Source organism: Janthinobacterium sp. CG_23.3 (assembly GCF_046115965.1).
In the GTDB taxonomy this organism is placed as follows: Bacteria; Pseudomonadota; Gammaproteobacteria; order Burkholderiales; family Burkholderiaceae_D; genus Janthinobacterium.
In genome coordinates this window covers 1-11,375 of the sequence record NZ_JBJXIB010000022.1, presented here as the reverse complement: position 1 = coordinate 11,375, position 11,375 = coordinate 1, and the positions used below count along the sequence as shown (strand labels likewise).

General features: G+C 62.0%; 10 protein-coding genes and 1 rRNA gene. 4 read left to right on the top strand and 7 right to left on the bottom strand.

Features of this window, described 5'->3' with window-relative positions; all coding sequences use genetic code 11:
• Window positions 1-21: 21 nt before the first annotated feature.
• The 4 genes from ACFDR9_RS08020 to ACFDR9_RS08005 form a co-directional block, all read right to left on the bottom strand.
• The gene (locus ACFDR9_RS08020) at window positions 22-738 is read right to left on the bottom strand and encodes a phosphoadenylyl-sulfate reductase (RefSeq protein ID WP_409030666.1); all 717 of its coding nucleotides are present in this window, start codon (window positions 736-738) and stop codon (window positions 22-24) included.
• 12 nt (window positions 739-750) lie between these two features.
• The gene (locus tag ACFDR9_RS08015; protein WP_017876833.1) at window positions 751-1,311 is read right to left on the bottom strand and encodes a DUF934 domain-containing protein; all 561 of its coding nucleotides are present in this window, start codon (window positions 1,309-1,311) and stop codon (window positions 751-753) included.
• A complete protein-coding gene (locus ACFDR9_RS08010) occupies window positions 1,304-2,992 on the bottom strand; it encodes a nitrite/sulfite reductase (RefSeq protein WP_017876832.1) in 1,689 nt (562 codons plus the stop codon). The genes ACFDR9_RS08015 and ACFDR9_RS08010 overlap by 8 nt, the downstream gene beginning before the upstream one ends.
• Before the next feature lie 89 nt (window positions 2,993-3,081).
• On the bottom strand, window positions 3,082-3,858 hold the full coding sequence (locus tag ACFDR9_RS08005) for a sulfite exporter TauE/SafE family protein (RefSeq protein ID WP_026132907.1): 777 nt from the start codon (window positions 3,856-3,858) through the stop codon (window positions 3,082-3,084).
• 175 nt (window positions 3,859-4,033) lie between these two features.
• On the opposite strand from ACFDR9_RS08005, the gene ACFDR9_RS08000 reads away from it, so the two are divergent.
• The 3 genes from ACFDR9_RS08000 to ACFDR9_RS07990 all read left to right on the top strand — a co-directional run bounded on the left by ACFDR9_RS08000 (window position 4,034) and on the right by ACFDR9_RS07990 (window position 7,034).
• Window positions 4,034-4,975 carry a CysB family HTH-type transcriptional regulator gene (locus ACFDR9_RS08000; protein WP_017876830.1) on the top strand — a complete coding sequence of 314 codons (942 nt, stop codon included), beginning with the start codon at window positions 4,034-4,036 and terminating at the stop codon, window positions 4,973-4,975.
• 44 nt (window positions 4,976-5,019) lie between these two features.
• Complete coding sequence (locus ACFDR9_RS07995) at window positions 5,020-5,682, top strand: class I SAM-dependent methyltransferase (RefSeq protein ID WP_232429699.1); 663 nt, start codon at window positions 5,020-5,022, stop codon at window positions 5,680-5,682.
• Window positions 5,683-6,089: 407 nt separating this feature from the next.
• Window positions 6,090-7,034: a porin gene (locus ACFDR9_RS07990; protein WP_409030665.1), complete on the top strand. Its 945-nt coding sequence runs from the start codon at window positions 6,090-6,092 to the stop codon at window positions 7,032-7,034.
• Between the two features lie 52 nt (window positions 7,035-7,086).
• Here the strand turns inward: ACFDR9_RS07990 and ACFDR9_RS07985 are convergent, their stop codons facing one another.
• From ACFDR9_RS07985 to ACFDR9_RS07975, 3 genes are all read right to left on the bottom strand, one after another.
• Entirely contained in the window at window positions 7,087-8,262 is a 1,176-nt protein-coding gene (locus tag ACFDR9_RS07985) for a PAS domain-containing sensor histidine kinase (RefSeq protein WP_017876827.1), read from the bottom strand.
• A 208-nt stretch (window positions 8,263-8,470) separates the two neighbouring features.
• Entirely contained in the window at window positions 8,471-9,229 is a 759-nt protein-coding gene (locus ACFDR9_RS07980) for a LytR/AlgR family response regulator transcription factor (protein ID WP_409030664.1), read from the bottom strand.
• A 116-nt stretch (window positions 9,230-9,345) separates the two neighbouring features.
• The gene (locus ACFDR9_RS07975; protein ID WP_409030663.1) at window positions 9,346-10,686 is read right to left on the bottom strand and encodes a sensor histidine kinase; all 1,341 of its coding nucleotides are present in this window, start codon (window positions 10,684-10,686) and stop codon (window positions 9,346-9,348) included.
• A 622-nt stretch (window positions 10,687-11,308) separates the two neighbouring features.
• Between ACFDR9_RS07975 and ACFDR9_RS07970 the strand changes: the two genes are divergently transcribed.
• A 16S ribosomal RNA gene (locus tag ACFDR9_RS07970) occupies window positions 11,309-11,375 on the top strand; the annotation flags it as partial.

The window sequence follows — 11,375 nt, the reverse complement described above, 5'->3', positions numbered from 1 at the left end:
TGTTATTGATAGTGTGTTGATTCAAGCTGCAACGGATTTGATGCGTATGAGTTTGCCGTCCACCATGTGCAGGCCGCATTCCTTCGAGTCCGGGTTTTCCCACCACCAGCGGCCGGCGCGCACGTCCTCGCCCGGTTCGACGGCGCGGGTGCACGGCTGGCAGCCGATCGACGGATAGCCTTGGTCGTGCAAGGCATTGTAAGGCACATTGTTATCGCGAATGTATTGCCATACGTCCTCTTCGCTCCAATCGGCCAGCGGATTGAACTTGGTCATGCCGTGGTCGGGATCGTCTTGCTCGACGTGCAACTCGGCGCGCGTGCTCGACTGGGCGCGGCGCTGGCCGGTGACCCAGGCCTTGTTGCCGGCCAGGGCGCGCCCGAGCGGCTCGACCTTGCGCACGCGGCAGCATTCGCGGCGCATCTCGACGCTGTCGTAGAAGGCGTTCAAGCCGTGTTGCGCGACGTAGGCGTCGACCGCCCCCGGCTGCGGGCGGTACAGCGCGACGTCGGCGCCGTAGCGCGCCTTGATCTTGTCGAGCACGGCCAGGGTTTCGGCGTGCAGGCGGCCCGTTTCCAGCGAGAAGATGCCGATGGGCAGCTTCGCCTTCAGGATCAGGTCGGTCAGCACCATGTCCTCGGCGGCCAGGCTGGACGCGAACACGGCCGGCGTGAAGTCACTGGCGATGCGCTCTAAGGTCTGGCGGGTGCTGGCGACGAGGGCGGTCAGGTCGTTCATGGAGTCGTTTCCTTAAATGCCGAAGCCGACGTCGGCGTCCGGTGTAGGGGCTTCGCGGTGGTGGCGCCGGAACAGTGGCGTTTTGTCGTCCCACGACGCCTGGTAGGTTTCGGAAAACACCGACAGGCCCTTGAGCGCGTCGTGGATGCTGCGGTCCGGCCGCGTCGCGTAGGCGTCGAAGCCGACCCGGTGCATCGAGAACAACTGGTCGCGCAGCACGTCGCCGATGGCCCGCAGCTCGCCCTTGAAGCCGAGGCGGGCGCGCAGGTTGTAGGCGATCGAGTAGCCGCGGCCGTCGGTGAATTTCGGGAAGTCGACGGCGATGACGGCCAGCAGCGCGACGTCGGCGCCCAGCGCCTCCGGGCGCTCGTCGCTGGCCAGCCAGACGCCGATGTCGGGCAGGCGCGCGGCCAGCTCGGCGCGCCGCGCCAGCCAGACCGCCAGCGGCACGATGGCCTTGCCGGCCGGAACGGTTACGCTGTCGGCGCTGTCGCCCTCGTCCAGGCGCAGCAGGCCCCAGTGGTTCGCCACCACGGCCGCGTTCTTAATGATTTCTTCGCGTACTTCAAACATAGTCGTCTTCCCCAACCAGATGGCCGACCTTGATCGGCGTTGCATATACGTGTTCCTTGAACGGCGCCACGCCCAGGCGCTGGGCGGTGTCGACGAAGCGTTCGTCCTCGTAGCGCTCGCGCACATAGACTTGCAGCAGGCGGTCGATGACCTCCGGCATTTGCAGCGAGGAGAACGACGGTCCGATGATCTTGCCGATGGCGGCGTGGTTGCCTTGCGAGCCGCCGATCGACACTTGATACCATTCGCTGCCGTCCTTGTCGACGCCCAGCACGCCGATGGCGCCGACGTGGTGGTGGCCGCAGGCGTTGATGCAGCCCGAGATGTTCAGTTCGATCTCGCCGATGTCGTGCTGGAAATCGATGTTGTCGAAGCGCTCGGCGATGGCGGCGGCGATCGGCAGCGACTTGGCGTTGGCCAGCGAGCAGAAGTCGCCGCCCGGGCAGCAGATCATGTCGGTCAGCAAGCCGATGTTCGGCGTGGCCAGGCCGTGCGCCTTGACTTCCTGCCACAGCTTGAACAACTGCGACTGCTCGACGTCGGCCAGCACCAGGTTTTGCTCGTGGGTGACGCGCAGTTCGCCGAAGCTGTAGCGGTCGGCCAGCTCGGCGACGAAGTCGATCTGCTCGGCGGTGGCGTCGCCCGGCGGCACGCCGGTTTTCTTCAGCGACAGCACGGCGATGGCGTAGCCCGGCACCTTGTGCGGCTTGACGTTGCGTTGCAGCCAGTTGGCGAAGGCCTTGTTGTCGGCGTGCTCAAGCAGCGGGTCCAGCGCCGGCAGGGTGGCGTAGGCGTGCGGCTTGAAGTAGTCCACCACGCGCGACATTTCCTCGGTCGTCAGGGTTTCCGGGCCGTCCTTCAGGTCGACCCATTCGGCCTCGACCTGGCGGGCGAATTCCTCGGCGCCGATGGCCTTGAGCAAAATCTTGATGCGCGCCTTGTATTTGTTGTCGCGCCGGCCGTACTGGTTGTAGACGCGCATCACCGCCTGGGTGTAGGTCAGCAGGTGCTGCCACGGCAGGAAGTCGCGGATCACGCTGCCCAGGATGGGCGTGCGGCCCATGCCGCCGCCGACCATGACCTTGAAGCCGATTTCGCCGGCCTCGTTGTAGACGGCGGTCAGGCCGATGTCGTGCACGGCGATGGCGGCGCGGTCGTCCTTGGCGCCGTTGATGGCGACTTTGAACTTGCGCGGCAGGGCGATGAATTCGGGGTGGAAGGTGCTCCACTGGCGCAACACTTCGGCGTACGGGCGCGGATCGATGATCTCGTCGTGGGCGACGCCGGCGTACGGGTCCGAGGTGGTGTTGCGGATGCAGTTGCCCGAAGTCTGGATGGCGTGCATCTCGACCGAGGCCAGGTCGCTGAGGATCTGCGGCGTCTGTTCCAGTTCAATCCAGTTGAACTGGATGTTTTGGCGCGTGGTGAAGTGGCCATAGCCGCGGTCGTACTTGCGGGCGATGGTGGCGAACATGCGCATCTGTTTCGACGACAGCAGGCCGTACGGCACGGCGATGCGCAGCATGTAGGCGTGGCGCTGCATGTACAGGCCGTTTTGCAGGCGCAGGGGAATGAATTCCTCCTCCGTCAGTTCGTTCGCAATCCGGCGCTCTACCTGGTTGCGGTATTGGGCAATGCGTTCCTTGACGATGAGGTGGTCGTATTGATCGTATTGATACATGGCAAGAATCCTAAAAAAAGCTGAACGACTACTGTAATGATAGTGGATGCGGTTAACTATACTAAAGTTGTTGGGGCGCTGGCCGCCGCTTACTGCGACATCAGCTTGACGGCGACGCCGGTCAGCGTCATGGCCAGCAACACGCGCAGGAAGCGCTCGGGCACCGCGCGCGCCACCCAGGAACCGAGGGTGATGCCGGGCAGCGAGCCGATCAGTAGCGAACCCAGCAGCACCCAGTCGATCGAGCCGAGCCACCAGTGGCCGAAGGCGGCGATGGCCGTCAGCGGCACGGCGTAGGCGATGTCGGTGCCGGCCACTTCGGCCGCGCTCATGCGTGGATACATCATCACCAGCAGCGTCGCGCCGATGGCGCCGGCGCCGATCGACGACACCGTGACGAGCACGCCGAGGGCGGCGCCGCAGATGACGGTGGCGCGGGCCAGCGCCTTGCCCTGCAATTGTTTTTCCGGGTGGGCGTTGACCCAGTTCAGCATCTTGCCCTTGAAGATCAGCGCGACCACGGTCAGCAGTACCGAGCAGGCGATCGAGTAGCGGATCACGACGCCGATCTCCTTGTCCAGCGCGCCGAAGGACTTGAGCGCCAGCGTGGCGGCCACGGCGGCCGGCAGCGCGCCCATGCACAGCAGCTTGACGATGTCCCAGCGCACGGTGCCACGCAGGCGGTGCGTCAGCGTGCCGGCGCTCTTGGTCACGGCCGCGAACGCCAGGTCGGTGCCGACGGCAACCGACGGCGGCACGCCGAACAGCAAGGTTAGCAGCGGCGTCATCAAAGACCCGCCGCCCACACCGGTCATGCCGACCAGCAATCCCACCCCAAACCCCGACACTATATAAGTTAAAGTCATGTACGCGCCCCCAAAGTACCTGCAATAGTAATAAACTTCGTCTTCATTCCCAACTACTTCCTACTCATTTGCTTATATGCGGATTGCGTATAAGCATGAGCGCAAAATGGGGGAAGGGAAGTGCAAGTAAGCAAAAAACCATCGGAAATGACGTGATCAAGGGCAAAAAACCGTAATGAATCTCCACCAACTGCGCTTCGTGCGTGAAGCTGTGCGCCAAAACTACAACCTGACCGACGCCGCCAAGGCCTTGTTCACGTCGCAGCCGGGTGTGTCGAAGGCCATCATCGAGCTTGAGGAGGAGTTGGGCGTCGATATCTTCACCCGCCACGGCAAGCGTATCCGCGGCTTGACCGAACCGGGTCGCCTGGTGCTGGAGTCGGTCGAACTGATTATGCAAGAAATTGACAGTCTGAAACGTATCGGCAAGGAATTCGCGGCCCAGGACAGCGGCAGTTTTACCATTGCCACCACCCACACCCAGGCCCGCTACACGTTGCCGAAGGTGGTACAGGCGTTTATGCTGAAGTTTCCCAAGGTGCGGCTGTCTTTGTTGCAGGGCAATCCGCGGCAGATCGCCGAAATGGTCCAGCGCGACCAGGCCGACCTGGCCATCGCCACCGAGTCGATCGCCGCCATCGACGGCCTGATCACGCTGCCCTGCTACCAATGGGAGCACGTGGTGGTGGTGCCGCCCGAGCATGCGCTGCTGAAAGGGAAGTCGGTGACCCTGGAAGACATCGCGGCGTTTCCGCTGATTACCTACGACGGCGCCTTCGCCGGGCGCAGCAAGATCGACCACGCGTTCGCGTTGCGCGGGCTCAAGCCGGACGTGCTGCTCGAGGCCATCGACGCCGACGTCATCAAGACTTATGTCGAGTTGGGGATGGGAGTTGGTATCATAGCGGGTATGGCGTTTGACGCCGAGCGCGACAAGAACCTGCGCGCGATCTCCGTCGGCCATTTGTTCGGCATGAACGTGTCGCGCGTGGCGGTCAAGCAGGGCGCCTATTTGCGCAGCTATATCTACACCTTCATCGAGTTGCTGACGCCGACGCTGAACCGGAAGTTGATCGAACAGGCGATGAGCGGCGAGAAGGAACACTACGAACTATAAGCCGGGCCGATGGCGCGGCGCGTACCACTCATTTAGATAAATATATGACAGAGAAGAAACACATGATTACCGAGCAACTAGCACAATTCTACGCCGTGGAAGCGCAGGAGTACGACCGCGTCTACGCCAACCCGGACGTCGAGGACGACCTCGACGAGCTGCACGACAAGATAGACGAGGTCCTGAGCGGCCACAAGGTGCTGGAGATTGCCTGCGGCACCGGCTACTGGACCCAGACCCTTGACGAGGTGGCGGAGTCGGTACTGGCGACCGACATCAACGTCGAAATGCTGGAGCTGGCGAAGACGCGCGGTTTCGAACGCGTCGAGTTCAGCCTGGCGGACGCCTTCGACCTGCCGGCCGACATCGGCAGCTTCACCGCCTGCTTCGCCGGTTTCTGGTGGTCGCACGTCAAGCGCGAAGACCAGGAGCGTTTCCTGGGCCAATTGCGCGCCAAGCTGGGCAAGGACACTGTCCTGGTGCTGGTCGACGACACCTACGTCGACGGGCATAGCGACGTCATCGCCCGCACCGACGCCGAAGGCAACACCTACCAGTTCCTGACAGCGATCGACGGCCAGCGCTACGAGATCATCAAGAACTTCCCGTCCGACAGTACGCTGCGCAAGCGCCTGGCCGCGCAAGTGCGCGAAATCCGCATCCTGCGCCTGGAACACTACTGGCTGCTGAGCTGCCGCCTGAAATAAGTTGGCCCCGCGTTGTTAAGTTGGCGCGCTTTTCATAGGTCGGGTTAGTCCTCCGCTGTCTGCCGACATGGGTAACCCGACTGGCGCCAACAGCGGCCCGGCGCCGGATGACGCTCTGCCAATCCGAGCTACGACACGCTCACATCTCCCGGCTGTGCCGTCCCCGCGCATCGCCCCCCGTCCGTCCCTCCAGAAAAACACCACGACACACAATTCCCTGCCCAGCGGAATGATTCGATGCAAAAAAACAACAACTTGCCGATGTCATATTGTTGAAGCATTTGATAGGCATGATTCGGTTCGGTAGCGCGGATGCAGACGGACTGGACGGGAATCGCGACGATTCCCCGGTCCGCCGGCCTCCTCTGCAATGCTCAATTTCGTCAACTCAATGTAGAGAATATCAAGTGAAAAAACTTACTCTGGCAGCACTGGTTATCGGCAGTTTCGCAGCTTCGGCGCAGGCGCAATCGAACGTCACCATCTACGGCGTCGTCGATCTGGGTCTGGCCAAGACAACTGGCGCGTCCACTGTCGAACGCGAAAACCACGCTTCGCGCCTGGGTTTCAAAGGCTCGGAAGACCTGGGCAACGGCCTGACGGCGATCTTCAACCTGGAAAGCGAAGTGCTGGCCGACACCGGCATGCAAAAGGGCGGGCTGTTTGACCGCCAAGCCACAGTCGGCTTGAAGGGCAGCTTCGGTACCGTCTACCTGGGCCGCACCAAGGACTTGGTTGACGGCGCGCAAAACCGCGTCGAGCCGTTCGGCGCCGACGGCGTGGTCGGCAAGGTCAATGAAACGATGATGCGCGTTGGCGTGTCGGCCTCGCGGGTCAGCAACGCGCTGACCTACAACAGCCCGAACATGGGCGGTTTCGTCGCCAGCGGCCAAGTCGTGCTGAGCGAAGTGTCGGGCGCCGACGCCGGCTACGCCGCCTTGCTGACCTACGACAACGGTCCGATCAGCCTGCACGCCGGCTACGAGCGTACCGCGCAACTGCTGGCCAACGCCGCCAAGCCAAACATGTACGTGGTTGGCGGCGGCTATAAATTCGGCGATGTAAAAGTCACCGGCGCCTACGCCAAGGGCGACACCAAGGTCGCGAAAACCGGCGAGTTCGAGGGCTTCCTGGTCGGCGTGAATTACAGCATCGGCTCGGGCGACGCCAAAGCGGTGTTCGGCAAAGGCCAGCAAAGCGTTGTCGGCAAGAAGGACGTCGACACCGTCAAGGAATTCGGCCTTGGCTACGACCACCACCTGTCGAAGCGCACCGACCTGTACGTCTACGCCGGCCGCGAGCGCGTCAAGTCGCTGACCTCCTACCAGCTGGGCATTTCGCACAAGTTCTAACTAAGTGCGGGCTAGCTAGACAGTCGAAAGGCGCTCTGCGGAGCGCCTTTTTTCATGCCGCGTCGGCCGGCAGCGGCAGCACGACGTCGATGCGGGTGCCGCGGGTGGCGCCGTCGTTGGCGCTGATGTTGATGACGCCGTGCAAATTCCAAACCCGTTCGCGCATGCCCAGCAAGCCGAAGGACGAGGCCTTGTCCATGTCGCTTTCCTGGATGCCGCGGCCGTCGTCCTGGATCGCCAGCGCCAGTTCGGAGTCGATCCGGTGTAGCGACACCGTTACATTGCGCGCCTGCGCGTGGCGGGCGATATTGGTCAGCGACTCTTGCACGATGCGGTAGATGGCGGTGCTGTAGACGTCGTCGAGGGTCAGCTCGGCCTCGTCGGCCAGCAGTTCGACGTTGATGCCGTGGCGCTGGACAAACTCCTGGCGCAGGCTTTGCAGCGCGAAGTACAGGCCGCCCTCGTCGAGCGCGCGCGGCCGAAGGTTGCCGGCGATGCGGCGCAGCGAAGTGATCGCCGTGACGATCAGCCCGTCCATATTGCTCAGGATGCGCGCGCTGGCCGGGGTCGGGTCGGCGTGCTGTTGCAGCAGGGTCAGGTCTAGCCTCAGCGTCGCCAGCAACTGTCCCAGGTCGTCGTGCAACTCGCGGGCGATGTGCTTACGCTCCTCTTCGCGGATGGTTTGCAGCGTCGCCGACAATTGGCGCAGCTGGGAAAAGGAGCGTTCCAGTTGCTCGTGCATCTGCTTGCGCTCGGTGATATCGCGCAAGATGATGGTGTAGACGGTGGCGCCGTCCTCGCTCTGGCTGGCGATCGACCCCTCCAGCGGGAAGCGCTCGCCGCTTGCCTTCAGGCCGGTGACGGCGTGGTCGATGGCGCGCCGGCCCATCATGCGCAGGTGGATGCCGGTGTCGCCGAAGTGGCCGACGGTTTGCTGCTCGCCCAGGGTGCGCAGGTCGCGCGGGATGAATTTGTCGAGCGTCGCGCCATGCATTGCCGACACCGTGGTGCCGAACATGGCGGCCGCGGCGGGGTTCGCTTGCAGGATGGTCTGGGCGGCGTCGGTGCTGATGATGGCGTCGCCGGCGTTGTGGATGATGCCGTGGTTGCGCGCGTGCTCGCGCCCGCCGGCGGCCTTCAGCAAGCGGTAGGCCAGCGGCAGCGTCAGCAGCAGGGCGGCCAGCAGCGGCGCGGCGCGGCGCGGGCCGGCGTGATCCGGTTTGCTCATAGTGCGCTCCAAACAGGGGGAGGGATGGAGAGCCGGAAACGCCAACCGTCATCCAGTGGCGGCAAATTCGGGGTCAAACCCTCGGGGTCTGACCCCGGATTCACGCTGTTGGTCTACACCGCGCGAGGGCCTGTTACACACTAATGCAAGGCGAGCCAGGCAGGATTGACGCGACGCAAAGTCGCGTCGATCGCGCCGGCGGGGGTATCTACATCTGCTTAAATAGATGCAAAAAGCTGCGGCTCACTTCCAACTTGTCGGCCTTACCCTTGATCAACACCAAATGACGGCCGCGGATATCGCGCGTGACACCCTCGATAGCGTTAACGTTGACCAGGGTGGCGCGGTGGATTTGCCAGAAAAGCGATGGATCGAGTTCCTCGGCCAGATCGCGCACCGGCTTGCGGATCAGCGCCTCGTACTTCGCCGTCTGTACGCAGGTGTATTTTTCATCGGAACGGAAGAACAGAATCTCCTCGACGGGAATCATGCGCAAATCCTGGCCGATGCTGGCCTGTATCCATTGCAAGTAGGTGGGCTTGGCGACAATTTTCTCGGCCAGTTGCGACAGCATCGCGGTGACGCTGCTGTTCATGTCCACGGCCGGCTTGCTCAGATGCGTTTTGAGCCGCTCGACAGTCACCCGCAGGCGCTCGAGTTCGGACGGCTTGAGCACATAGTCGACCGCGCCGCGCTCGAAAGCCTCGACCGCATACGCGTCGTAGGCGGTAACGAAGACGATGCGGCTCTTGTTGCCGATGACCTGGGCCGCCTCCATGCCGGTCTTGCCGGGCATGCGGATGTCGAGAAAGGTGAAGTCCGGCTTGAGCTGGTCGACCAGCTCGATCGCCTCGTCGCCGTTCTTGGCCTCGCCGAGGATCGCCAACTCAGGCCAGGCCTGGGCCAGGCGCATGCGCAGTTGGTCGCGCATCAATCTTTCGTCGTCGGCAATGATAGCTGTAGGCATAGGTATAGAGTGTGAACTGGGCGAGCGCCAATTATTCAATGAAATGGTTATTAAATCAATCACCTTCGCAGCGGCGCCGCGTTGAATGGACCGGCCGCCGGTCGGCGACCAGCGCTTTACTTCGACAACTGGTACGGCACCTCGATGGTGACGCACACGCCGCTTGGTGTATTGGGCGCGATCAGCAATTGCGCCTGATCGCCGTGCAGTAATTTGAGCCGCTCGCGGATGGTCGGCAGGCCCAAGCCGGTGCCATCGCTCGGCACGGCGCCAAAGCCGAGGCCGTCATCGGTAACCGAGAGCCGCAGCTTGCTGTGCGCGACTTCGGCCCGCACCGTTAAGGTGCCGCCTTCGGGCTTGCATTCGAGGCCGTGCTTGATGGCGTTTTCCACCATCGATTGCAGCATCATCGGCGGAAAGGCGGCCGTGCGCAGGCCGTCGGGAATGTCGAACACCACGGTCAGGCGTTCTTCCATGCGCATTTTCAATAGATTCAGATAGGCCTGGACCATGTCGGCTTCACGGCCGAGGTTGGTGATCACGGCGTTTTCGCGTATCTGTGGCAGTACCGCGCGCAGGTACTGAATCAGACTGCGCTGCATTGCCGACGCGCGCGGCGGATTCGTTTCGATCAAGTGTTCGACCGAGGCCAGCGTATTAAACAGGAAGTGCGGCTCGACCTGGGCCTGCATCGTCTGCATTTTCGCTTCGCTCAGCTGGCGCTGCATGGACTCCCGCTCGGCGGCGGCGTTCGCCGTCATCGTTTCGGCTTCGGCGCGCTTTTTTCCCCCGACCAAAGCCTTGGTCGCGAACAGCGTCAACACCAGCAGCCAGACAAAACTGGTGAACCAGGTCGAGGCCTGCTTGTGATAACGCGTTACCTTTTGCTCGGCAGCATCCTCGACGGCCTCTTCGATGGCGTTCGACAGCTCCTCGCCAACTCGTGGCGGCAGGCCGATGTGCACCTCATCGCCGGACACGTCGACGCTCACCGGAAAGGACGGCTTGGGGGGCTTGGGCGGCAGCGGCGGCTTGGCCGGCCGCGGTGGAATCGGCGGTTCTGCCGGTTCGCCCGGCTCGGCCGGTTCAGCCGGTTCAGCCGGTTCAGCCGGCTCGGCCGGCTCGGCCGGCTCCACTGTCGCTGCACTGGCCGAATGGCGCCGGTTGATGCTTTTGCGCGGGTTGAAGTGGATGCCCGTGTCATCGATCAGGATATTCGTTTCGACGGTGGTCTTCTTGTTCGGGCGCTTGTCCGACTTGATCACCACTTCCTCATCGGGACCGGATGAAAACAATTCGTCCTGCAAAATCGAGCCGGCAATTAAGGCCAGCGCCGCGAACAGAAAAAATTTCCACCAAGACAGCTGGGTAACCCAAGTCGCCGTCGTGTCAAAGCCGCGCTGCAGCCAGAGCAGGCCGGTCTTCAGGATCTGTTGTAGTGTGGACTGAGAAAACATATAGGGCTTTCGGGGGCAAAAAGTAGTCTGTATAAATAGCCAGTGTAACTGAGCGACGAGGTGGGGTAGCTGGCGCAGAGCGTGTTGGAATGATGCAACTCTACGCAGGCCAGGGTCGTCGTGCCACGCCGTTGCGACAGTCTGCTAAAAACGCGGTATGGAGGGGCGCCAAGTGGCTTGGGCGGCGCCGCGAGAATTGCCGACACAAAACACTTGCCAATGATGCGAGCGCTTTGCTATAGTTCGCCTCCCCGCTGAAACAGTAGCGAAATCAAGTAGTTGCAGCGCAACGGGGAGCGCCGGAAACGGCGTTGCAGGAAAATCAGGGGGTTGACGAAACAAGCGAAACGCTGCATACTCTTCCTTCTCTGCTGACGACAAACAAAACGCTTTGTTGAAAACGCAGAAAGCAGTACCGAACAAGTTCTTTAACAATTAACAGTCGATAAATGTGGGCATTTGATGAAGGTGCCGGCGGACTTCGGTTCGCCGCATACTTAAATTATCAAATGCTCACGAAGAAGAAATATAGGATGTTTCGCAAGAAACAGCCTGTCAGTATTTTGAGTGAGCGACCGAGGCAATAAAATGCCTCTGACAGCAATGTCATTAAACAGAGATTAAACTGAAGAGTTTGATCCTGGCTCAGATTGAACGCTGGCGGCATGCCTTACACATGCAAGTCGAAC